The 21,923-nt window shown below is 69.1% G+C and carries 23 protein-coding genes and 1 pseudogene; 13 read left to right on the forward strand and 11 right to left on the reverse strand.

The features are described 5' to 3' along the window. Positions 1-31: 31 nt before the first annotated feature. Entirely contained in the window at positions 32-874 is an 843-nt protein-coding gene (locus ACFQGL_RS12730; protein WP_377510434.1) for a DUF4097 family beta strand repeat-containing protein, read from the reverse strand. 74 nt (positions 875-948) lie between these two features. Beyond that, on the reverse strand, positions 949-1,473 hold the full coding sequence (locus ACFQGL_RS12735) for a hypothetical protein (RefSeq protein WP_377510436.1): 525 nt from the start codon (positions 1,471-1,473) through the stop codon (positions 949-951). A 129-nt stretch (positions 1,474-1,602) separates the two neighbouring features. On the opposite strand from ACFQGL_RS12735, the gene ACFQGL_RS12740 reads away from it, so the two are divergent. The 3 genes from ACFQGL_RS12740 (at position 1,603) to ACFQGL_RS12750 (ending at position 4,001) form a co-directional block, all read left to right on the forward strand. After that, positions 1,603-2,169 carry a TetR family transcriptional regulator gene (locus tag ACFQGL_RS12740; protein ID WP_377510439.1) on the forward strand — a complete coding sequence of 189 codons (567 nt, stop codon included), beginning with the start codon at positions 1,603-1,605 and terminating at the stop codon, positions 2,167-2,169. Between the two features lie 182 nt (positions 2,170-2,351). After that, the gene (locus tag ACFQGL_RS12745) at positions 2,352-3,149 is read left to right on the forward strand and encodes an SDR family NAD(P)-dependent oxidoreductase (protein WP_377510442.1); all 798 of its coding nucleotides are present in this window, start codon (positions 2,352-2,354) and stop codon (positions 3,147-3,149) included. A gap of 141 nt (positions 3,150-3,290) precedes the next feature. Further along, positions 3,291-4,001 (forward strand): carbonic anhydrase, encoded by a 711-nt coding sequence (locus ACFQGL_RS12750; RefSeq protein ID WP_377510445.1) that lies wholly within the window; start codon positions 3,291-3,293, stop codon positions 3,999-4,001. 29 nt (positions 4,002-4,030) lie between these two features. Here ACFQGL_RS12750 and ACFQGL_RS12755 read toward each other — a convergent pair whose 3' ends face one another. Continuing rightward, positions 4,031-5,029, reverse strand: coding sequence for a dioxygenase family protein (locus ACFQGL_RS12755; protein ID WP_377510448.1), 999 nt, complete (start codon positions 5,027-5,029; stop codon positions 4,031-4,033). Positions 5,030-5,285: 256 nt separating this feature from the next. Between ACFQGL_RS12755 and ACFQGL_RS12760 the strand changes: the two genes are divergently transcribed. The 7 genes and pseudogenes from ACFQGL_RS12760 to ACFQGL_RS12790 all read left to right on the forward strand — a co-directional run. Beyond that, entirely contained in the window at positions 5,286-6,257 is a 972-nt protein-coding gene (locus ACFQGL_RS12760; RefSeq protein ID WP_377510451.1) for a hypothetical protein, read from the forward strand. An 80-nt stretch (positions 6,258-6,337) separates the two neighbouring features. Then, entirely contained in the window at positions 6,338-7,012 is a 675-nt protein-coding gene (locus ACFQGL_RS12765; protein WP_465263525.1) for an arsenate reductase/protein-tyrosine-phosphatase family protein, read from the forward strand. Then, entirely contained in the window at positions 7,009-8,085 is a 1,077-nt protein-coding gene (gene arsB / locus ACFQGL_RS12770) for an ACR3 family arsenite efflux transporter (protein WP_377510457.1), read from the forward strand. Before ACFQGL_RS12765 ends, arsB begins: the two co-directional genes overlap by 4 nt. Positions 8,086-8,103: 18 nt before the next feature. Beyond that, positions 8,104-8,511, forward strand: coding sequence for an arsenate reductase ArsC (locus ACFQGL_RS12775; protein WP_377510460.1), 408 nt, complete (start codon positions 8,104-8,106; stop codon positions 8,509-8,511). Between the two features lie 40 nt (positions 8,512-8,551). Then, positions 8,552-8,896, forward strand: a complete 345-nt coding sequence (locus ACFQGL_RS12780; RefSeq protein WP_377510463.1) for an ArsR/SmtB family transcription factor — start codon at positions 8,552-8,554, stop codon at positions 8,894-8,896. Beyond that, positions 8,896-9,609, forward strand: a complete 714-nt coding sequence (locus ACFQGL_RS12785) for a cation efflux transmembrane domain-containing protein (protein ID WP_377510466.1) — start codon at positions 8,896-8,898, stop codon at positions 9,607-9,609. Before ACFQGL_RS12780 ends, ACFQGL_RS12785 begins: the two co-directional genes overlap by 1 nt. 141 nt (positions 9,610-9,750) lie before the next feature. Continuing rightward, positions 9,751-9,957 (forward strand): annotated as a pseudogene (locus ACFQGL_RS12790) (response regulator transcription factor); the annotation flags it as partial. A gap of 23 nt (positions 9,958-9,980) precedes the next feature. Here ACFQGL_RS12790 and ACFQGL_RS12795 read toward each other — a convergent pair. Both ACFQGL_RS12795 and ACFQGL_RS12800 read right to left on the reverse strand, forming a co-directional pair. Beyond that, positions 9,981-10,400, reverse strand: a complete 420-nt coding sequence (locus tag ACFQGL_RS12795; protein WP_377510469.1) for a hypothetical protein — start codon at positions 10,398-10,400, stop codon at positions 9,981-9,983. A gap of 134 nt (positions 10,401-10,534) precedes the next feature. Then, entirely contained in the window at positions 10,535-10,699 is a 165-nt protein-coding gene (locus ACFQGL_RS12800) for a hypothetical protein (RefSeq protein WP_377510472.1), read from the reverse strand. A gap of 261 nt (positions 10,700-10,960) precedes the next feature. Between ACFQGL_RS12800 and ACFQGL_RS12805 the strand changes: the two genes are divergently transcribed. The 3 genes from ACFQGL_RS12805 to ACFQGL_RS12815 all read left to right on the forward strand — a co-directional run bounded on the left by ACFQGL_RS12805 (position 10,961) and on the right by ACFQGL_RS12815 (position 14,033). Beyond that, entirely contained in the window at positions 10,961-11,725 is a 765-nt protein-coding gene (locus ACFQGL_RS12805; protein WP_377510475.1) for an SDR family NAD(P)-dependent oxidoreductase, read from the forward strand. A gap of 21 nt (positions 11,726-11,746) precedes the next feature. Continuing rightward, entirely contained in the window at positions 11,747-13,240 is a 1,494-nt protein-coding gene (locus tag ACFQGL_RS12810) for an MFS transporter (protein WP_377510478.1), read from the forward strand. A 166-nt stretch (positions 13,241-13,406) separates the two neighbouring features. Then, positions 13,407-14,033: a TetR/AcrR family transcriptional regulator gene (locus ACFQGL_RS12815; RefSeq protein WP_377510481.1), complete on the forward strand. Its 627-nt coding sequence runs from the start codon at positions 13,407-13,409 to the stop codon at positions 14,031-14,033. A 124-nt stretch (positions 14,034-14,157) separates the two neighbouring features. Here the strand turns inward: ACFQGL_RS12815 and ACFQGL_RS12820 are convergent, their stop codons facing one another. From ACFQGL_RS12820 to ACFQGL_RS12845, 6 genes are all read right to left on the reverse strand, one after another. After that, on the reverse strand, positions 14,158-16,338 hold the full coding sequence (locus tag ACFQGL_RS12820) for an MMPL family transporter (protein WP_377510484.1): 2,181 nt from the start codon (positions 16,336-16,338) through the stop codon (positions 14,158-14,160). Between the two features lie 189 nt (positions 16,339-16,527). After that, positions 16,528-17,325, reverse strand: coding sequence for a carbohydrate ABC transporter permease (locus tag ACFQGL_RS12825; protein WP_377510487.1), 798 nt, complete (start codon positions 17,323-17,325; stop codon positions 16,528-16,530). Between the two features lie 35 nt (positions 17,326-17,360). Further along, positions 17,361-18,242: a carbohydrate ABC transporter permease gene (locus ACFQGL_RS12830; protein WP_377510490.1), complete on the reverse strand. Its 882-nt coding sequence runs from the start codon at positions 18,240-18,242 to the stop codon at positions 17,361-17,363. 43 nt (positions 18,243-18,285) lie between these two features. Then, complete coding sequence (locus ACFQGL_RS12835; RefSeq protein WP_377510493.1) at positions 18,286-19,545, reverse strand: ABC transporter substrate-binding protein; 1,260 nt, start codon at positions 19,543-19,545, stop codon at positions 18,286-18,288. A gap of 235 nt (positions 19,546-19,780) precedes the next feature. Next, on the reverse strand, positions 19,781-21,229 hold the full coding sequence (locus ACFQGL_RS12840) for a hypothetical protein (RefSeq protein ID WP_377510496.1): 1,449 nt from the start codon (positions 21,227-21,229) through the stop codon (positions 19,781-19,783). A gap of 12 nt (positions 21,230-21,241) precedes the next feature. Further along, positions 21,242-21,916, reverse strand: a complete 675-nt coding sequence (locus ACFQGL_RS12845; protein WP_377510499.1) for a ThuA domain-containing protein — start codon at positions 21,914-21,916, stop codon at positions 21,242-21,244. Between the last annotated feature and the right edge of the window lie 7 nt (positions 21,917-21,923).

Consider the following 21,923-nt stretch of genomic DNA (forward strand, 5'->3'; position numbering starts at 1 on the left):
GTTTCCTCATTTGTGGACGGTGGCGGGCGGATCAGGCGCGGCGGATCATGATGTCGCCGTAGGAGGTGTTCGCCCGGACCTCGACCGTCTCGTCGGTCTGCGCCGGGCTGTCGGTCGTCTCGAGCGCGTTGTGCACCCGTCCGTGGCGCGAGCTGACGTCGAGCCAGGCGGCGGTCCCCCGCCGGATGCCGATCTCGATCGCGCCGTACGAGGTCTGCAGCTCGATCGAGCCCCGTACGACCTCGCCCAGCCGGACGTTGCCGTACGCGGTGCGCCCCGACACCGAGGCCATCGGCGCGTCGACGGTGATGTCGCCGTACGCGGTGTTGACCCGGACGTCCCCGCCGCTGCGGCCGACCCAGCAGTCACCGGACGAGTTCTTGATCTCGGCGGTGCCGTCGACCGCCCCGAGGCGCACCTTGCCGGACGAGGACTTCACCCGGGCCGAACCGTGCACACGCTCCACGGCGACCTCGCCGTGGCTGGTGTCGATGTCGAGCGGCCCGGTCTCGTCGAGCCGGATCGTGCCACCGGTCTTGAAGCGGCACTCACCGAGCCGCCCCTCGCAGCGGAACGCCGCCCACGACGCCTCGGCGTGCACCCGCGACCCGGTCGGCACCTCGATCAGGACGTCGACCGACGGTCCGCTGCCGAAGCCGTAGCGACGCCAGCTCTTCGGCACCCTGACCATCAGTTGCCCGGCGGCGTACTCGACGACGGTCTGCTCCGCGGCGCCCAGGTCAGCCTTGCTCGACGGGTCGCGGGGCCGCACCCGCACCACCGTGTCGGTGCGATCGGTCGCGGAGATCCAGGCGTCCCCGACGGGCAGTTCGAGCTGGACGGTGATCGGTTCTGGCGTGTCGAAAACAGGCATGGTGGTCTCCAGAAATGTGGTCGGTGAAGGTCGCCGCTGGTCAGCGGCGTGAAGTAAAGAAGGGGTACGGAGGGCTAGCGCGCCCAGCCGGTGAAGTGTTGGCCGGACCGCGGCTCCGGCCGGCGGGACGGACGGCGATCCGCGTCGCCCGCACCGATGGCGCCGGCGACAGCTCGCACCAACCAGGCGTTGACCGACAGCCCGGCCCGGCCGGCGGCCTCCTCGACGCTGGCCTTGAGGTGGTCCGGCAGACGGAGGTTGATCCGCGACGTGCCGCCGTCGTCGCCCTCGGGCGTGAGCACCGACGCCGGCAGCACCGGCGGGGCCGGCTCAACGGCCGGCTCCTCCGTCGGAGGATTCGTTGGCACCACCACGAAGTCGGGCTCGCGGCCCCGCAGCCGGAGGTGCACCGACCCGGGCGCGAGGTCACGGGTGATCTCCTCGGCCGCGTCCGACAGCGCTTCGAGCAACGTCAGGCGTGTCGCCGCCTCCAGCTGGGTGAAGAGCCGCTCCGCCAATGCCCGGCCGTCCGCGTCAACCCCCTCGGCGGCCACGGCGAACTCGTTTCGCAGGTTCTCGACGTACGACCTCAGCTCCATGACACCATCATGGCACCATTTTGGCTCAGAGCGCAACCGGTTGGCTCAGAGTTGGCACATCGAGTGCCGCCACCCTGGTGAACGCTATAGATTAGACCTCTCATCTATACTGCGGGCAGGAGGTGCACCTTGGGACGGGTATCGCAGGCGCAAGCTCAGGAGAACCGCAAGCGGGTGATCGCCGCGGCAGCTCGCCTGTTCCGCGAACGAGGCGTCCAGGCGGTCAGTGTCGCCGATCTCATGGCGGAGGTCGGCCTCACGCACGGCGGCTTCTACCGGCAGTTCGCCTCGAAGGAGGCGCTGCTCTCCGAGGCCACCGTGCACGCGTTCGCCGACCTTGCCGTACTGCTGGCCGAGTTCGACGCCCGGCATCCGGGCGACCGCGATTCGGCCCGCGGGGAACTCGTCGACTACTACCTCTCGACGGAACATCGGGACGACGTGGGGCAGGGCTGCCCCGCCACCGGCCTCGGCTCCGACATCGCGAACGAGGGCGCCGACGGCCCCGCCCGCACGGCGTACGCCGAGGGCGTGGGCCTGTTCGCCCGCTGGCTGTCAGCGGACGGCAAGGAGGATCTCGCCACCGTCTCGATGCTCGTCGGCGCACTGACCCTTGCCCGCGCCACCGCGGGAACCGAGCTGTCCGAGCGGATCCTGACCGCGGCCCACGAGGCGCTGCCCGCCGCGACGGACTGAGTCAAGCCCCACCCGAGGGCGCCCGCCGGACCATCCGGCGGGCGCCTTTTCATACCGACCATCGCCCGATGTCCGCTTGGAGGCGCTCGTTTGCAGCCTTTAGATGATGGGAGTAATCTAATCGAGTACCGCGGAGCCCCGTCGGGCAACCGCGCTTCCCCGATCCGAAGGAACGTGCCTCCATGTCTGCCACGAACACGCAGGGCATCGCCGTGATCACCGGAGCCTCGACCGGCATCGGCGCCGTGTACGCCGACCGACTCGCCCGCCGCGGCTACGACCTGCTGCTGGTCGCCCGCAACAAGAGCCGCCTCGACACCGTCGCCGCGAAGGTCACCGAGGACACCGGTCGTACGGTCGAGGTGCTCGCCGCCGACCTCACCGACCCCGCACAGCTCGCGACCGTCCAGGAACGCCTCCGCACCGACGCGTCGATCTCGCTGCTGGTCAACAACGCCGGCGTCGCCAGCTTCAGCCCACTCGCACAGGCCGACCAGTCGCACGTGGACGACCAGATCGCGCTGAACGTGACCTCGCTGACCCGCCTGACCACCGCCGTGCTCGCGGGCTTCACCCAGCGGGGCACCGGCACGCTCATCAACGTGTCGTCCGCGCTGGCGTTCAACGTGCTGCCGGTCAGCGCCGTCTACAGCGGGACGAAGGCCTACGTGGTGGCCCTCACCCAGGCGCTCCAGCAGGAACTCGCCGACACCGACATCCGCGTCCAGGCGGTCTTCCCCGGCGCGGTCCGCACCGAGATCTGGGACGGTTCCGGCATCGAGGTGTCCATGCTCCCGCAGGAGTCGGTCATGTCCGTCGACGACGCGGTCGACGCCGCCCTCGCCGGTCTGGACGCGGGCGAGCCGATGACCCTGCTGTCCCTGCCGGACATCGCCGACTGGAACGCGTTCGAGACCGCCCGCCAGGCGATGATCCCGAACCTGTCCCGCTCGGTCCCGGCCGACCGCTACCGCAACTGACCCAACCGAACGCGAAGCCCGGGCTCCCCGTACCGACCTGTGCCACGAAACGTGGCGTAGGTCGGTGCCCGCCCAACCACCATCGTGGACGGTGCAGCTGGTAGGAAGTAGGCAGGTTGCCTCACTTCCCGGGAGATCATCGTGGCACGTTCCCAGCTGTCCCGTCGTTCGCTGCTCACCGCCGGTGGCGCCGCCGCTGTCGCGCTCGGTGCGGCTGCGGCCAGTCCGTCCACAGCCGCCGCGGCGACGGCCGACGAGACGGTCGACACGCCGGCCGAGGCGCTGCGCCGGCTGCGCGCCGGCAACCGACGGTTCACCACCGGTCACGGCCGACACCCGCACCAGGGCCTGACCGACCTGCACCGGCTCGCCGCCGGGCAGCACCCGTTCGCCATCACCGTCGGCTGCGCGGACTCCCGGGTGGCCCCCGAGGTGCTGTTCGACCAGGGGCTGGGTGACCTGTTCGACAACCGGGTCGCCGGAAACATCGTCGACGACCTGCTGCTGGGCAGCGTCGAGTTCGCCGTGGAGGAGTTCGGCAGCCTGCTGATCGTCGTCCTCGGGCACGAGCGCTGCGGCGCGATCACCGCCACCATCGACGCCATCCGCAGCGGTGGTTCGGCACCGGGGCACATCGGCACGATCGTGGACAGCCTGCGCCCGGTCATCGAGCCGGTGCTGAGCCAGCCCGGCGACCCGGTGGAGAACGCGGTCCGCGCCAACATCGCGGCCCAGGTGCGGGCCCTCGCCGAACGCAGCACGATCATCGCCGAGCGGGTGGGGCAGGGCACGTTGCAGGTGGTTGGTGCCCGGTACGACCTGGACAACGGCCAGGTCTCGCTGGTGGCCTGACAGCCGCCCCATCCGCCGGCCGGCGACGCCTACGTCGTCGGTGCGGCGGTTGGACGCGGGCCGTTGGGTGGACGCCCGCTCGACGGGGTGCCACCCGGCCCACCGGGAACGCCGGGCGGTGCGCCGGCACCGGGGATTTGCCCCGCGGTCGGAGTGGTGGCCGTGTCGACACCGACCGTGAGCGTAACGGTGTAGCCGCTGGCGACGTCCCCGGTGACGACGCCGAGCTGACTGGCGCCGTCGTCATCGCCGAAGACGTTGTCGTTCCCCAGGGAGACCTCGGCGAGGTTGGCGACCGAGGCTTCGTAACCGCTCTGGGCGTACACCGTGTCGCAGGTCTGCTTGGGTAGCGCGACCTGCGAGGTCGCGATGGCCCTGCTCGCGTCGGTGCTGCTGGCCTGGTCGGGGTAGACCTCGAAGTGGACGTGCGGCCACCTCCCGGCGTAGCAGGCCGGGAAGATGCTGGTGAAGCGCACCTTGCCGGCGGCGTCGGCGATCTGGACACCCCGCAGGTAGTTCTGGTCGGTGACGCCGTCCGAATACATCGAGTACCGGCCGGCGCGGTCGCAGTGCCAGACGTAGATCGCCGTACCCGCGAACGCCCGACCGCCGTTGGCCAGGTCCCGGATCGTCAACTCGATGGTCATCGGCACGCCCTCCGCCGTGCCATCGGCATCCCCGAAACTCGACCGGATGTCGCTGCGCACCACTCCACTCTGTTCCAGGACGTCCGGCCCGTTCGAGCCGTCACCCGGGTACGGTCCAGCGGTCTCGTCGGGGATCTCCCCACTCGCGACCGCACCGGACCCGGTGGACGACGACGCCGACGGGCGCCCGTCCGAGGCGTCTCCGCACGCGGCGAGACCGAGCGTCGCGGCCCCGAGGCCGAGGGCCCGCAGCAGCTGCCGGCGGCCCAGCAACGTCCCCAGATCGAAACCCAGACCCTGATCGACGATCTCCTCATCCGGCCTGGCCAGCGCACGTCCCTCGTAGGTCGATGTCCGCCTCGTGCCGCGCTTCTCCCGCACCCGGTCCTCCGCTCGTCGAGCCCTGCCTTCCGATTGACCCCACTCTGGGCGGGAGTCCGATGGGTGGGCTGTACGGAAGTTGTGGATCCGCTGTGTTGTGCGGGTGCCCCGGCGAAGCCTTCCCACTCACCCGATCGCACACGACGAGTCGGTTGGGGAACCGAGGCCGGGACGACGCCGTCCAAGTGATGTCCGGATTGGGGGCATCACATGACCAAGGAGCGTTATGCGAGTAATCGTCAGATGGGTCTCCGCCGTGGCCGTCCTGACCGGACTCGCCGCCTGCGGAGGTATCCGGCCAGTGGCCGAGGAACCGCTGGGCAGGCAGGAGACGGCGCAGCCGCGCACCGCGACCACTGGCACGCCTAAGGTCCGGTCCGGATGGACCTCCTGTGCGGTCGACGCGCCGATGGAATTCTCCGTTCCCCCACCGGAAGCCCTTACCGCTCCTCGCCTGGGCATCGACTTCGCGGCCGCGACCGCCGTCCACTGCCAACTCGAGACCAAGAAGCGCGCCGACGGCCGCGAGGACCTGGTCCTCACCGAGGGGCGGGCCACCGACTTGACCGCGCTCCTCGCCGCGCTGCGCCTGCCCGATCTGACGCCCACCCCCGACCTCTGCACCCTGGAGATGCCCTGGGTGCCGAACCTCCTGCTGCTCGACAGACAGAACCGATGGGTCCGGCCGGGCCTACCGGTGACCGGCTGCGGCAAACCGCGCGCCGAGGTGTCGAACGCGGTACGGGGGCTGCGGCTGACCACCGTGTCGGAGAAGGTCGTACGGCAGCTGAAATCCGCCGGGGCCGCCGCCTCCGGGTGCCAGCAGGACTGGTCGGACGTGATCGCGGCCGAAACCAGGGATCCGACGGCCCCTCCGCGATCGGGCCGGGTGTCGATTCCGTCCCCCGCACCGCTGCGAGTATGTGTGTTCCGCGTGCCAGCACAGGAGCAGCAGACAGCCCAACCGACCGGGACCTTCGAGTACGGATCAGTCCTGCCACGGCAGCGGCGCGCAGCCATCGAACGGGCCTTCGCGGCACTGCTGCCAGCCACGCGCTGCTCGGCCGTTGCGGAGCGGTTCGCCGTGCTGCAAGCCGCCGACGTCACGGGGGGCGACGTGGTCTATGTCGAGCTCGACCGCTGCCGCCGGGTCCTGACCACCCCGGTGTACGGCCCGCCGACCCTGGCCCAGGCCAACGACGCGCTCATCGCACTGCTCGAAAAGTAGCCGCTGCCGCCGCCCCTGCGGCTTGACAGCTCCGCAGAAGCTCAGTGAGCATTGAGTCAATGAACACTGAGCCTTCTACCTTGCGTGACCGCGCCCGGATCCATGCCGCGCTCGGCGACCCGGCGCGCCTGGCGATCGTGGACGCCCTCACCCTGGGCGACGCATCCCCCGGCGAGATCGCCCACGACCTGGGCATGCCGACGAACCTGGTCGCCCACCACGTCAAGGTCCTCACCGACGCGGGTCTGGTCGTGCGTAGCCGCTCCGAGGGCGACCGCCGCCGCACCTACCTGCGGCTGAGGCCCGACGCCCTCGCCACACTGGCCCCGGCACCGCCGGGCGAAATGGGCCGGGTGGTGTTCGTCTGCACCCACAACTCCGCCCGTTCACAGCTCGCCGCCGCCCTCTGGGCCGATCGCACGCACACCCGCGCGGCCTCCGCCGGGACGAACCCCGCCGGCCGGGTCCACCCGCGCGCGGTGGCCGTGGCCAACCGGCACGGGCTGGCGCTGGACCCGACAGCCACGTCCCACGTCGCCGATGTCGTGCGCGACGACGATCTGCTCATCGCGGTCTGCGACAACGCTCACGAGGAACTCACCGGGCCGGGTCGTCCTCGGCTGCACTGGTCGGTGCCCGATCCGGTGCGCCTCGACACCGACGACGCGTTCGAGGCCGCGTTCGCCGACCTCGCCGCCCGCGTCGAGCGCGTAGCCCCCGTCATCACCCCCGCGATGAGTTCGGAGGACCGGTGAGCCACCAGGACGAAAGCGCTGTCGTCGGCCGCCTCTCCCGGCTCGACCAGTTCCTGCCGGTCTGGATCGGGCTGGCCATGATCGTCGGGCTGCTGCTCGGCCGCCTCGTCCCCGGACTCGACAGCACGCTGGACGCGGTGCAGGTCGGCGGGATCTCCCTACCGATCGCCGCCGGCCTGCTGATCATGATGTACCCGGTGCTGGCAAAGGTCCGCTACGACCGGCTCGACACCGTCACCCGCGACCGGCGACTACTGATCTCGTCGCTGATCCTCAACTGGCTCGTCGGCCCGGCCGTGATGTTCGCCCTGGCCTGGATCTTCCTGGCCGATCAGCCGGCGTACCGGACCGGCCTGATCATCGTCGGCCTGGCCCGCTGCATCGCCATGGTGATCATCTGGAACGACCTCGCCCGCGGCGACCGGGAAGCCGCCGCCGTCCTGGTCGCACTCAACTCGGTCTTCCAGGTCCTCGCCTTCGGCCTGCTCGGCTGGTTCTACCTAGCCGTGCTGCCCGGCTGGCTCGGACTCTCCGGCGCCGAGCTGACCGTCTCGGCCTGGGACATCGCCCGCAACGTACTCATCTTCCTCGGTCTCCCCCTGCTCGCCGGCTACCTCACCCGGCGTTTCGGCGAACGCATCAGAGGCCGCTACTGGTACGAGTCCCGCCTCCTGCCGAGGATCGGCCCCGCCGCCCTCTACGGCTTGCTGTTCACCATCGTGATCCTGTTCGCCCTCCAGGGCGACGCCATCACCAGCCGACCCCTGGACGTCGTCCGCATCGCCCTGCCCCTGCTGGTGTACTTCGCGCTCCTCTGGGCCGGCTCCTACGCCCTCGGGCGGGCCATCGACCTCGGCTACGAACGCACCACCACCCTGGCCTTCACCGCCGCCGGCAACAACTTCGAACTCGCCATCGCCGTCGCGATCGGCACCTTCGGCGTCACCTCCGGCCAGGCTCTCGCGGGTGTCGTCGGTCCGCTGATCGAGGTACCGGTCCTCGTCGGGCTGGTCTACGTCTCCCTCTGGGCCCGCCGCCGGCTCTTCACCCCCACGCACCCCGTAGCCGCGTAGCCCGGAAGGCACTCACGAATGAGCGACAAGCCCGCCGTCCTGTTCGTCTGCGTCCACAACGCCGGCCGCTCCCAGATGGCCGCCGGCTGGCTGCGCCACCTCGCCGGCGACGCTGTCGAGGTCCGCTCCGCCGGCTCCGCCCCCGCCGAGACGCTCAACCCCGCCGCCGTCGCCGCCATGCGCGAGGTCGGCATCGACATCACCAACCAGACCCCAAGACTCCTGGAGTACGCCACCGCCGAGTCGTCCGACGTCATCGTGACCATGGGCTGCGGCGACACCTGCCCGGTCTTCCCCGGCAAGCGCTACGAGGACTGGAAGCTCGACGACCCGGCCGGCAAGGACGTCGACGCGGTACGCCCCATCCGCGACGACATCCGTACCCGGGTCGAGAAACTGCTCACCGACCTCGGCCCGCTCGCTTGACCCGCAGAATCAGTTCAGCGGAGCGTTTATTCAGCATCTGATGTACTGTCAGGCGGTGGAGACGCTCACGCACGGCCAGGTCCTGGCCCGCTTCGGTCACGCCCTGTCCGATCCGGTCCGGGCCCGCCTCCTGCTCGCGCTGCGGGACGGCCCGGGCTACCCGGCCGACCTCGCCGAACTGCTGGGCACCAGCAGGCAGAACCTGTCCAACCACCTGGCGTGTCTGCGTGGCTGCGGCCTGGTCGTCGCCGCACCCGAGGGACGCCGCTCACGCTACGAACTCGCCGACGCACGCCTCGCGCACGCGCTGGGAGATCTGCTCGGCCTCGTCCTGGCGGTCGACCCGGCCGCCTGCCCGGCCGCCGAGACCGATGGCTGCTGCTGATGAATCCACCGCCCAGCTCGCCGACCGCGATTCCGCCGCCGGCCCGTCGCGCGATCCTGATCCGCCGGGTACGGCTGTTCGTGGCCGCGACCATCACCTACAACGTCGTCGAGGCGATCGTCGCGATCACCGCCGGGACGATCGCCTCGTCGACCGCGCTGATCGGCTTCGGCCTCGACTCGATCATCGAGGTCGCCTCGGCCGCGGCGGTGGCGTGGCAGTTCTCGGGCCCGGACCACGAACGCCGCGAACGCGCCGCGCTGCGCATCATCGCCCTGTCGTTCTTCGCCCTCGCCGGCTACGTCAGCATCGAGTCCGTGCGCGCGCTGCTCGGCACCGACCGCGCTGAGCACTCGACGATCGGCCTGCTGCTCGCGGCCGTGTCGCTGGCGGTGATGCCGGTCCTGTCCGCCGCACAGCGCCGCGCCGGCCGCGAACTCGGCTCCGCCTCCGCGGTCGCCGACTCCAAACAGACCCTGCTGTGCACCTACCTGTCCGCCGTTCTCCTCGTCGGCCTGGCGGTCAACTCGCTGTTCGGCTGGTGGTGGGCCGACCCGGCCGCCGCACTGGTGATCGCCGCCGTCGCGGTCAAGGAAGGCCGCGAAGCCTGGCGTGGCGACACCTGCTGCACTCCGGCAGCGGCGCTGACCGATACCACTGGGTCCGGTAGCGACACCGACCGTTGCGCCGACGGGTGCTGCACCGTCGACTAGCTGTGCTGTCAGGAGGGTTGCCTGACGCCTGTGACGGTCAGCGCTCAAGGAGGTAGCCGCGCCGGGCAAGGACGCCCCGGAGTTCCGCGAACAACTCGGCGAGCTCGGTGTCGGTCATGCCGTCCGGCCGGCGCGGGGTTCGGCGAACTGACCACCCGCGAACGCGAGACCGTCGCGCTGGTGGCACAGGGCCTGTCCAACGATCAGATCGCCGAACGCCTGGTGATCAGCCCGCTTGCCGCCAAGACCCACATCAACCGGGCAATGGCCAAGCTCCACGCCCGCGACCGCGCTCAACTAGTGGTCCTGGCCTACGAATCCGACCTGGTGGCCCCGCGCAACCGCTGACACCGACGCCAGGCCCACAGGACTCAGGTGTGCCACACCTGCTCCCAGCCACGGTCGACGAGATTGCCACTGTTGTAGCGCGCACCGTTGAAATAGATGCGATCGGATTCCGGGAAGTCCTTGTTGCAGAGCCCCCAGTTGCCCGAACCCAGGTTGTTGACGCAGGAGCCCCACCTGCCGGACTGCAGATTCCATTCGAGCACCGCCGCGTACCCGTCCGCCCGGATGTCCCGGACGTAGAGCTCGTCGCCATTCGGCTTCAAGCAGACGGTGACGCCGGTGTGATCGACGCAGACGTAATCTCCGGTCGGCCCGCTGGAGATTGCGGTGTAGTTGGTCTCGTCGCCGTAATAGGCGGCGGACGCTGCGGTAGGCGTCAGGAGGGTCGATGCCACACCAACCAACGCAGCGATGGCGAGTGCTCCGCGACGAGCTCCACGCATCAGGACTCCCGTTCATAGTGGGTCGGCCAAGGCCGCGGTTGGGCGGCTTCGGTCCTCTTTCACCTGTGGATCCTGATCGGCACATCCGTCGACGTCGAGGCGTCGATCCCATCTTGAGTGAATCTTGACGTCGCTCAAATCCGCTGTGCCCGGCCGACCAGCGACCAGTCGCGTATCTCGGGCATGTCCTCCAGATGCTCGACCACGTACGCCTCAAGCTTGGCCAGCTGGCTCTGGCACCAGGCCTTGAGGTCGGCGGCGCCGCGCGCGCCGGGCTGCGCTCGACGTGGGTCGCGCACGTCCCGGCTGGTGGCTGAGCCTCTTTTGTTCCTGGCCAGAGCATGGTCAGGGTCACGCCGCCGACCGCCGGGATAAGTGGACGACCCCCGTCCCCTAGGGCTAACTTCGCTGAAGCGGACGATGGTCGTCCCACTTCGGGTTGCCCGAGCGGGGCCCCTGGAAGGCACGGAAGGCAGCCCCACGCGTACCGCTGAAACCGTGCGCGCCTTTCGCACCAATCAATGCAATACCCATTCGAGCAATGAAGACAAGGATCAACCATGTCCACGCGTTTCGCGAACAAGGTCATTCTGGTCACCGGTGCCACCTCCGGCATGGGGCGTGCCCTCGCAGAACGGGTCGCCGCCGAGGGTGCGAAGGTCGTCCTGGCGGCCCGCGGCAAGGAAGCCGGCACCGCATTCGCCGCCGAGCTGCGCTCCGCCGGCCATGATGCGATCTTCGTGCCGACCGATGTGACGGTCGGGGCCGAGATCGAGAAGCTGGTGCGGCGAGCGGTCGACCACTACGGCCGGCTCGACGGGGTGTTCAACAACGTGGGCGCCGCCACGGCACTCGGCCCGATCACCGAGATCGACCACGACGCGTGGGGCGCCGAGATCGCACTCAACCTCGACAGCGTCTTCTTCGGGCTGAAGTACCAGATCCCCGCGTTGCAGGCCTCCGGCGGCGGATCGATCGTGAACAACGCCTCCACCGCCGGCGTCACCGGTGCGGCCAGCCTGGCCTCCTACAGCGCCGCCAAGCACGGCGTCGTCGGGCTCACCCGTTCGGCCGCGCTCGAGGTGGCCGCCACCGGCGTACGGATCAACGCGCTCGTCACCGGCGGCATCGACACCCCGCTGCTGCGCCGCAACATGGGCCCGAACCCGGAGGAGGCCCTCGCGATCGGCAACGCGATGCACCCCGTGGGACGGATCGGGCGACCCGACGAGGTCGCGGCGCTCGCGGCCTTCCTCCTGAGCGACGAGGCCCCGTTCATCACCGGCGCGGCACTCGCGATCGACGGCGGCCTGACCGCCGCCTGACGACTCTTGAAAGGAACATCGATGTCTACTCGACATATCGCGCCGGATTCCCAGCGCTGGAAAGCCCTGCTGTTCATCTCCATCGCCCAACTGATGGTCGTGCTCGACGGCGCCGTCATGAACATCGCCCTCCCCTCGGCCCAGCAGGCGCTGCACTTCACCGACGGGAGCCGCCAGTGGGTGGTGACCGCCTACGGCCTGGCCTTCGGGGGTCTCCTGCTGGTCGGTGGCCGAGTCGGCGACATGGTGGGACGCAAGCGCGTCTTCCTGTTCGCCCTGGCGGGTTTCGCGATCGCCTCGGCGATCGGCGGCGTAGCGGTCAACGGCGGGATGCTGCTCATCGCTCGTGCCCTGCAGGGAGTCTTCGCAGCCCTGCTCGCTCCGGCCGCACTCTCGTTGCTCTCCCTGTCGTTCACGCAGCCGCGGGAACGGGCGAAGGCCTTCGGCGTGTTCGCCGCGGTCTCGATCGCCGGTGGCGCCGTCGGCCTGATCGCCGGCGGCCTGCTCACCGAGTACCTGAACTGGCGTTTCGCGATGTTCATCCTGGTTCCCATCGCGGTCATCGGCATCTTGGGCGCCATGGCGACCGTGCACGACAACGGTGAGCGGCACCGTTCCCGGCTCGACATTCCCGGTGTCCTGTTGGCCAGCCTCGGTTTCGTCGGTCTGGTCTACGGGTTCAGCGCCGCCGAGAGCCACGGCTGGTCGGCGCCGCTGACCATCGGATCCTTCGTCGTCGGCGTACTGCTGCTGGCGGCCTTCGTCGTGGTGGAGTCGCGGGTACGCGCCCCGCTCCTGCCGCTGCGGGTCCTGAACGAACGCAACCGGGCGGCCGCGTACCTGTCGGTGGCCTTCGCCCTGGTCAGCATGTTCGGGATGTTCCTCCTCCTGAGCTACTACTTCCAGCAGGTCAAGGGATGGTCGCCAGTGATGGCCGGCCTGGCGTTCATGCCGATGGCGGTGCTCCAGGCATTCGGGGCCACGCAGGTCGGCGCGCGGCTCGCGCACCGGATCGCTCCGCGGCCGATCATGGTCGGCGGCTACCTCGTCGGCGCGGTCGGGCTCGTACTGCTCGCCCTGCTCGACGCCGACAGCGGCTTCCTGGAGATCGCGATCGCCGAGGCGGTGATCGGGATCGGCATCGGCACCGCGTTCACGCCCGCGATGAGCATGTCGACCCACGGCGTCGATCCGAAGGACGTCGGTGTGGCCTCCGCGACGATCAGTTCGTCGCAGCAGGTCGGTGGTTCGATCGGCGTCGCGCTGCTGAACACCGTGGCGACCAGCTCGGCCGCCTCCTACGTGGTCACCCACGGCGGTACGGCGGCCACCATCCAGGTCCGGAACCAGGCGCTGATGCACGGCTACTCGGCCGCGTACTGGCTGGCCACCGCCTTTGTCGTGGCCGCGGCACTGGTCTCCGCGATCCTGGTGAACGCCGGTGCCCCGAAGCACCTGCCGACCTCGGCGGCGGACGACGGCGCTCGTGACGCCGTCCCGGTGCCAGTGCACTGAACTGCCGCCCATCCGCGGACGCGCAGGCCGCGCCGCCACGTCAGTTCCCGGTTCTCTTTGGGGCCGGGAACTGACGCATCCGCGCGTACCACCGGCCGGACCGGCCGACCATGGCCACGGATACCGTAATCGGACGGGTCGCGTCCGATTGCGGTACGCTTTGGGGATGCCTGACCTGGACCCTTCGCCCGGCGTCCGCGCGGACGCACGGCACAACCGACGCCAATTGATCATTGCGACACGGGAAGCGATCGCCTCCCGTGGGCTGGAGGTCTCCGCCCTGGACATCGCGAACGCGGCGGGCGTCGGAGTCGGCACGTTGTACCGGCGCTTCGGCACCAAGGAGGCGCTGCTCGACAACGCGGTGCTCGGCCTCTACGACGAGCTGGGCGAGACCGCACAGGCGTGCATGCAGCGCACGGATCCCTGGGACGGGCTCGCGGAGTTCGTGATGGAGCTCGCCGGAGCTCACCGGGACAGCCGCGGCCTGGCCGAGGTCACCGCGGCGTGCGAGAGGCCGCCGACGCCCGAACTCGCACAACGGACCGCCGCACTGCAGGATGCCGTCATCCAGCTGACCGAGCGGGCGAGCGCCGCGGGTTACCTGCGTGCGGACGTGACCTGGCAGGACATCCTGCTCTGCTCGCGCGCGGCTCTGGACACCGACCACTGCCTGGGCGTCGACGCGGGGCCCGAGGGGTGGCGTCGAGTCATCACGATCCTGCTCGACGGGATGCGCGCCCCCGGGCGAATTCCACTGCAGGGCGACCCGCCGCAGGTCCGCCGGGCGTGAGGACGTAGATCACCGGGCCGGACCGCAAGATGCTCCAGAATGCGAACTGGGCGACCGGCTACAGGCACGGGCGCGGATCGCGGTGGGCGGAGCAGTCGCCCCGCCCACCGCGTGTCGTGATCGTTCAGTGGGCCGGTGCGGCCTCGGACTCCGCCTCGCTGGCCGAGGTCGGCGGTGCCGACGGGTCCACGCGGGTGGCGTCGCCGTGCCCCGGCCACCAGGCCGTGTGGCCGAGCAGTGCGGTGACTCCGGGGACGAGCAGGAGGGACATGATGAACGCGGACAGCACGATTCCCACCGAGACCGCGAAGCCCATCTCGGTCAGGAACGACACCCCCGCGAACAGCATCGACGTGAACGTGCCGGCGAGGATCAGACCGGCGGCAGCCACCGACGGACCGGCGTGCTGAATCGCCAACGCGGCGGCGGTGCGGGGATCGTTGCCGGCCCGCGCCTCCTCGCGGAGCCGAGCGATCATGAGGATGTTGTAGTCGGTGCCGATCGCGACCACGAACAGGTACAGGATGATCGGCAACGAGAACGACAGGCCGGAACGTCCGCCGATGCCTTGGAAGGCCAGGACGGTCGCGCCGAGCGTCGCCATGAATCCGAGGCCGACCGCGATCATGAGGTAGACCGGGGCGACGAGGCTGCGAAGGAGCAGCCCCAGGATCACCGCGATCAGCACTCCGGCCACCGGAAAGATCACCCACAGGTCGCGGTTGTTCGCGTGGCGGATGTCGGCGAAGACCGAGCTGACGCCGCCGACCAGCGCGGTCGTCCCGGCCGGCGCCCGGTCGTGGGCCACCTGCCGCAGGTCGTCACCGGCCAGTTCGAGCGCCGCCGTCGAGTACGGGCTGGTGTCCAGCAGCAGGTTGATCTGGGCGATGGTGCCGTCCGAGCTGATGGTGGCGGGGCTGCCGTCAGGGCCGGGCATCAGGCTTCCGACCCCGGGCACCTGGGTCAGTGACTGCGCGAAGCCACCGAGTACCGCCGGGTCGAGACGCTGGCCGTTGTCCGCGCGTACGTAGACGGTGGTCGGGTTGAGTGCCCCGGCCGGGAACCCCGCCTTGAGGTCGTTCAGGGCACGTGCCGACTCCGTGTTGGCCGGAAGTTGGGCGACCTGGTCGTAGTCGACCTTGAGCCCGAAGACACCCAGCGCCAGCACGACCATGACTCCGCCAGCAGCGAGTGCGACCACGGCCGGTCGACGTCCGGTGAACCCGCCGAGGCGCTGGAAGACGCTGCCCCGAGGAGTGCGCTGCCACGATTTCGATGGCCAGAACACCTTGGGGCCGATGAGCGAGACGATGGCCGGCACCAGCGTGACCGCGGCGATCGCCATGACGACCACTCCGATGGCAAGGCCCGGGCCGAGACTCCGGAAGCCACCGAACACCGCGAGCAGGAGCGCGCCGAACGCGATCACGATCGCCGCGGCAGCCGACGCGATGACCTCACCGACCCGGCTGACCGCCGTGGCGAGCGCGTCCTTCGACGCGTCACCGGCGCGTAGCCGCTCGCGGTAGCGGAACAGCAGGAAGACGATGTAGTCGGTGCCGACGCCGTAGAGCACCACGGTGAGGATGGTCAGCAGCGACTGGTCCACCTGCATGCCGAACGCCTTGACGAACAACGTGATGACCGCGCTCGACACGGCCGACACGACACCGACGACCACGACCGGCAGGAAGGCCGCGACCGGGCTGCGGTAGATGAGCAGGAGGAGACCGACGACCAGTGCCAGCGTCACGATGCTGACGACCAGCAGCGCGGTGTCGAAGGCGTCCTGGTTGTCCACGAGGAGAGCGACGTCTCCGGTCACCGCGTACGACAGACCGGAACCGTCCAGGGTGGACTGGGTCCGGTCGCGGATCGACACGACGGCGTCACCGAGCGCCGGGTCGGCGGGCGAGCCGGTCAGCGCGATGTTGACGAGCTGCACCAACTTGTTCGGCGAGACGGCCTGCGGCCCGGTGACCGCGGTGCCGACCCGGTCGATGCCGGCGCCCTGCAGTGTCTGGGCGAGTTGCCCGACCCGATCGGTGTCGGCGACGCCCAGGGGTTGGCCGTCGACGCGTTTGACGACGATGGTCGCGGTCGCCCCGTCGCCCTGACCGAACGCGCGCTCCGCCAACTGCTGCGCCTGCACCGACTCGTAGCTGGAGGGCAGGAAGCTGGCCTGATCGGTACTGACCTGGTCAGCCAGCGAGGGTGCGAAGAACGAGCCGACGAGCAGTACGAGCCATACCGCGATCACTTTCCATGGATTGAGGACGATGGCTCGTCCGAATCTGGCGAACATGTGGAGCTCCTGTCAACGATGTCCAACTGCCGCGGCCGCCGTGGGCTGAGCCCTTGCCGGAGACCTGGTGTCGAGGTCCCGCGCACAGGTTCTCGACGCACACCCCGGTCCCGTGGTGCCATAATGGCACCAGTTGGCTCAGGCCGCAACAGGGTTGGCTCAGCGTGACACCACTAGCTATTCGGCCCCCTAGCCCTTCACCGCGCCGGCCGCGAGGCCGCTCATGACGAAACGCTGCATGAAGACGAAGATGAGCAGGATCGGGATGACGGCGAGCAGCAGCGTGGGATAGATCCTCGTATAGTCCGCCGAGTACTGGCCCACGGCGGCGTACACGCCGGTCGTCACCGTGTAGAACTGGCTCCCCGGGCCGAGGATCATCTGCGGGCTCGCGAAGTCGTTCCAGGCCGAGAGGGAGTTGAGGACGAACACGGTGGCGACGATCGGCTTCATCAGCGGGAAGATGATCCGCCACAGGATGTAGTAGTGGCCCGCACCGTCGACGGAGGCCGCCTCGTCCAGCGCCTTCGGCAACATCCTGATGTATCCGGTGAAGACGAAGAGCGTGAACGGGATCATCGTCGCCGCCTGGAACAGGATCAGCCCCGGCAGCGTACCCATCAGGCCCAGGGCCTTGAGGACGAAGATGGTCGGCACCAGGACGACCTGCGTCGGGATGAACATGCCGGCCACGAAGAAGAGCAGGATGGCCCGGAAGAGGACCGTCGGTGTCCGGGCGAGAACGTACGCGCCGGTGACGGAGCTCAGGATGGCGACCGCGTTGACCGCGAGAAGTAGCCCGATCGTCGTCCCGTACCCCCTGGGGATCGAGAAGCTCGGGCTGTTCCACGCATCGACGAGGTGCCTCGTCGTCGCCTTCGACAGGTCGATCGTCAAGGGGTTGGTCAGGATGTCCGCCTGGCTCTTGAACGAGTTGATCACCAGGAGGTACATGGGGACCAGCATCACGATCGCGTAGAAGATCACGAATGTGTTGCGAAGGACCCCCCGCCGACGTGTTCTCATCCGACGGACTCCGCTCCCTCTTCGGCGCGACGGCGTAGCCGCAGCACGGTGAACGACAGCGCGGCCGCGATCAGCATCAGCAGCAGGGCCTGAGCGCAGGCTTGGCCGACCCGCCGGTTCTCGGTGAATTCGATGAACAAGACGTTGTACGCCAGGGTCCGAGTCGCGCCCCCCGGGCCCCCGCCGGTGAACGAGACGACGATGTCGTAAGTCTTCAGCAGCGTGATGAGCGACGTGATCATCGCTACCGTCGCGCTCGGCGCGAGCCCCGGCCAGGTGACCGATCGGAACACCTGCCACCGGGTCGCGCCGTCGATGCGCGCCGCCTCCAGCAACTCCCGCGGAATGGCCTGCAGACCGGCGAGGTAGAGCACCAACTGGACGCCGAGCAGACCCCAGACGATAACGAAGATCATCGTCCACAGCGCCCACGTCGGGTCGGAGAGGAACGGCAGCGGCGACGCGCCGAGCTTGCTGATCACGTTGTTGACGGCCCCCTGCGGGCCGAGCAGTGCCTGCCACAGGTATCCGACGACGAGTACCGCGAGGACGTGCGGGTAGAACGCGACCACCCGAGCGAAGACGTTCGTCCGGGTGTTCTTCTGCAGCAGCACCGCGAGACCCAGCGCGGCCACGTTCACCAGCACGGCGCCGACGCCGGCGATGAGTCCCGTCGTCAGCAGGGTGTCTCGCACCGCCTCGCTGCGGAACAACTGCTCGTAGTTCGCGAGCCCGACCCAGGTGGGACCGGGTTGGTTGGGCGAGGTCATCCCGTTCCACCGAGTGAACGAGTAGTAGACCGCGAAGCCGGCGGGAACGACGAGCATGAGCACGTAGATGGCGGCTGCGGGGGTGAGCATGCTCGCCTTCACGAGCACGTCACGCCACCCCCGCGGCCGCGATGTCCTGCTGGTCACCTGATCACCTGCGGTTGTCCTTGAACCACTGGTTGAGCGATTTCGCGGCGTCGCCCGAGCTCGTACCGCTGTAGACCTTCTGGGCGACCGTCGTGAACTCCTGGTTGAACCCGGTGACCGGCATCCGCACATCGTTGTTGGCGGGCAGTACGAGCCCCGGGGCCGCGTCGACGATCCCCTGGATACCCGCACCGACACCGGTGACCGAGGTCGTGAAGCCGGCGCGGAAGATCCCGTCGGCATCCAGCTGCGTCTGGATGGCCTTCTTGTCCGTGACGAGGTACTTGACGAGGGCCTTTGCCCCGTCGAGGTTCTTGGCCCCCTTCCAGATGCTGTACGGCGCGCCGAGCGTGGCACCCTGCGGACCGGGATAGGCCTGCCCGCTCTCCACCGGCGGCGAGAAGACCCCCACCTCGAACGGCAGGTTGCCGGTCTTCTTCAGCGAGGAGGCGAACCAGGAGCCGCCCGTGTAGAAGCCGACCTTGCCCGCGATGAAGTTGGCGTCCGCGCCCGACGAGTCCAGGCCGACGTCCGACTTGTTGATGTATCCGGCGTGGATCCAGTCGGCGTACCGCTTGAGGATCGGCTCATAGGCATCGCCCAGTGCGAGGTCGCCCTTCGCCAGGGACTGCACCCAGTCTGGATGCTGCGTGTTCAACGTCGGGTGCCAGAGCTGCTGCACCTGGAGGCCGGTGAGCCACTGCCCGCCGGTCTGCAGCGGTATGTAACCGGCGGTCTTGAGCTTGCCGAGGCTGACCTCGAACTGGTCCCAGTACTTCGGGGTCTCGGTGATGCCGGCGGCCTGGAACGCCTTCTTGTTGTAGAAGACGAGCGACTGCGCCTGCATGCCCGCACCGGCCACGAGTCGCTTGCCGTCGATCGCGTACTTGTCCACCAACGGCGTGTCCTTGGCCCAGTCTTCTCCGGACAGATCGACCAGCTCCGGAGCGGTGTCGGTCTGCGGCGTGATCGACTGGACGACGTCCGGGGCGGTGCCGGCCGCGAGCAGGGTGGGGAAGGTGCTCGCCACGTCCTTGCCGGTCGGCGCCTCGATCTTGACGTCGAGCCCGCTCTGCTCCTCGAACGGCTTGACGAGCGCGTCCCAGTATTCGGGGGTGAGGTTGTCGGTGATGTTCACGAGCATGCGGACGGTGCTCGGTGCCCCGCCCGTGTCGCCGCCCTGTGCGCACCCGCCGATCGCGAGAAGGGGTACGGCGCCCAGCGCGAGGGCGAGCAACGCCCGCCTTTTCGTTGAAAGTGACATGACAGCTCCGTTGCCTTCAGCAGGGGGGTATCGCCGATGACGCCATGAGCCCGGCCCATGGGACTGCCCGCGCCGACTCTTGTGCGGAACGAGCTGGAGGTCTCACTCCACCAGCAGTGGTTGAACGTGTCGGACCACCATGGTCTTCATATGTCATACATCTTATGTCTGCGCCGACCTTGGGCCGCAAGGCCTTGTTACCGAGGTGTTATGTCGAGATGACATGCCTGGGTAATCAGATGTCGCCGAGGTAGCCCAACCGACCCAGCACGGCGACGTCGACCGGCCGACGCACGTCGTCGACCCGGTAGATCCCGTCGTTGCCGACGAAGAACATCGGCGCGTCCGGGAACTCCAGTTCGGCCGGCAGCGGCTCCCGGTCGGTCCAGGCGAAGAACGACCGGGCGAAGGTGTCCCGGTCCTTGCGGCCGTAGATGCTGAGATCACCGGCGGTGAGCGGGCTCAGGATCGCCCAGCGCACGTCGTCCTCCACCCAGAAGGCACGGTCGCTCAGCAGGACCGACAGGGTGGGGCGGTCAGCGAAGACCTCGTCCCAGAACGTCTCCGGGGTCTCCAGGTGGTCGACCAGGAAGAGCATGTCGTGGGCGTGCCAGGCGGTGCTCGGCGCGACGTCCGCCTCGTTGTGCCAGCCGGTGGCGGACGCGAAGTAGCCGGCGGGCGTCTGATAGTGGGCGTACGTACGCAGGCACCGCTGGACGAAGTCGGCCAACTCGGGGTCGTGGCCCTCGGCGAGGACCTGGTCCATCCCGTACAGGGTCAACCCCATACCGGCGATCAGCATCGGCGTATCGGTCTTGACCGCCCGGCGGTCGTTGACGAACCAGTATCGGTGAAAGCGGGTCATGCCGTCGGCATCGGTCCAGGCCGAACGGGTGACGTGCCGGCAGATCCTCCTGGCCTCGTCGAGGAAGCGCCCGTGGCCGTAGGTGCGGTAGGCCAGGACCAGGGGCGCGATCATCAAGCCGTAGTACTCGGTCGGTTCGAGGATCCCACCCTTGTTCTTGTCCTGGGCCGTGCGGAAGGTGGCGACGCACTCCTCGTCGGGTACGCCACGGTGATGGTGCAGGGCGATCAGCGTGTCGAGGTCGTCGACGATCTGGTCCACGTAGGTCGCGTCGCCGGACAGCTGTGAATAGAGCAGCTTGACCCAGACTCGCGCGTACTCCTGGTTGCAGGTGCCCTCCTCACCCGGGCGGCCTCCCCCGTACCGCTCGCAGGCGTCGAGGTTGCGACGCACGGTCGTCAGGATGTCCCCGACCATCGCCTCGGGCAGCAGGTGGCCGGCGTGCTGCAGCGCGCCGAGCAGGCCCAACGATCCGACGACGTTGTGGATCAGACCGGTGGTGGCCGACTCCCCCACCTGGAAGCCGATGTGCTTGTACTGGCCATCGGGCTGCACCGCCTGCGACTGGTACCCCATGGCCCGACGCCACAGCTCGAGCCCACGGTCGTCGGGGCGTCGCGCCAGCGCCCGCGCGTACGCGATCAGCGCCGGTGCCGAGAAGGCGGCATGGCCACTGGTGAAGTCGAGGAAGGTGAACGGGTTGGTCCCCCAGACGCTGTGGTTGTGGAACCCGTGGATCGCCCCCTGGTCGGAGATCCAGGTCCGCATCCACCGCGCGAGCGCGGAGACGTCGGGGTTCGTCCGTTCGTTGGTTACCACTGTTACCGCTTCCTATCGTGGGTCGCGACGGGCGGCCCAGAGCAGGCCGCGCTCGATCATGGTTGTCGTCTCGGGCACCTTGAGATCGGCGACGCGGTGGCCGAGCACGCAGACGAACACCCGGCCACGGGCCCAGCGTCTGGTCCAGGTCACGGGCATGTCGACCGGCCGGTCCCAGGGCGCCCCGCTGTCGAGGTCGAACCGGGTGGTCGCCAGGACCGTGTTGTAGTCGTCGGCGAGGACCCAGTACTGCTCGGTCTCCACCGCGAAGTCGGTGAGGCCGGCGACGATGGCCGCGTCGCGCGGCGGGTCGGGTACGACATTCACCGTGTAGCGCTGCAGACCGTCGGGGTGCCAGAGGAACCGGCCGCCGACCATTCGCAGGTAGCGGGCGTTCGCGACGTTCGTCCCGATGACGCCGCCATGCCAACCGGCGAAGCCCACGCCCGCCTCGACGGCGTCGACGAGGTGCTGCTCCTGCCCGGCGGTCAACGTGCCGCCGGACCAGCTGTGCACGATGAGGTCCTGCCGTTCAAGGAGTTGGACGTCCTCGTAGACGCTCAGATCCTCGCTGATGGTCACGGCGAAGCCGCTCCGCCGCAGGAACGGTAGGAAGACCTCCGTACACCCGACGGGATCGTGGCCCTCCCAGCCCCCGCGTACGATCAGCGCGTTCCGTTCGCTCATGTGTCGT

The organism is Micromonospora vulcania (assembly GCF_042658605.1).
Lineage (GTDB): Bacteria > Actinomycetota > Actinomycetes > Mycobacteriales > Micromonosporaceae > Micromonospora > Micromonospora vulcania.

Bases quoted from the DNA above. Each gene is read 5' to 3' on its own strand.
- ACFQGL_RS12730 (WP_377510434.1), bottom strand. From the start codon at position 874: ATGCCTGTTTTCGACACGCCAGAACCGATCACCGTCCAGCTCGAACTG.
- ACFQGL_RS12735 (WP_377510436.1), bottom strand. From the start codon at position 1,473: ATGGAGCTGAGGTCGTACGTCGAGAACCTGCGAAACGAGTTCGCCGTG.
- ACFQGL_RS12745 (WP_377510442.1), top strand. From the start codon at position 2,352: ATGTCTGCCACGAACACGCAGGGCATCGCCGTGATCACCGGAGCCTCG.
- ACFQGL_RS12775 (WP_377510460.1), top strand. From the start codon at position 8,104: ATGAGCGACAAGCCCGCCGTCCTGTTCGTCTGCGTCCACAACGCCGGC.
- ACFQGL_RS12780 (WP_377510463.1), top strand. From the start codon at position 8,552: ATGTACTGTCAGGCGGTGGAGACGCTCACGCACGGCCAGGTCCTGGCC.
- ACFQGL_RS12785 (WP_377510466.1), top strand. From the start codon at position 8,896: ATGAATCCACCGCCCAGCTCGCCGACCGCGATTCCGCCGCCGGCCCGT.
- ACFQGL_RS12795 (WP_377510469.1), bottom strand. From the start codon at position 10,400: ATGCGTGGAGCTCGTCGCGGAGCACTCGCCATCGCTGCGTTGGTTGGT.
- ACFQGL_RS12805 (WP_377510475.1), top strand. From the start codon at position 10,961: ATGTCCACGCGTTTCGCGAACAAGGTCATTCTGGTCACCGGTGCCACC.
- ACFQGL_RS12810 (WP_377510478.1), top strand. From the start codon at position 11,747: ATGTCTACTCGACATATCGCGCCGGATTCCCAGCGCTGGAAAGCCCTG.
- ACFQGL_RS12815 (WP_377510481.1), top strand. From the start codon at position 13,407: ATGCCTGACCTGGACCCTTCGCCCGGCGTCCGCGCGGACGCACGGCAC.
- ACFQGL_RS12820 (WP_377510484.1), bottom strand. From the start codon at position 16,338: ATGTTCGCCAGATTCGGACGAGCCATCGTCCTCAATCCATGGAAAGTG.
- ACFQGL_RS12835 (WP_377510493.1), bottom strand. From the start codon at position 19,545: ATGTCACTTTCAACGAAAAGGCGGGCGTTGCTCGCCCTCGCGCTGGGC.
- ACFQGL_RS12845 (WP_377510499.1), bottom strand. From the start codon at position 21,916: ATGAGCGAACGGAACGCGCTGATCGTACGCGGGGGCTGGGAGGGCCAC.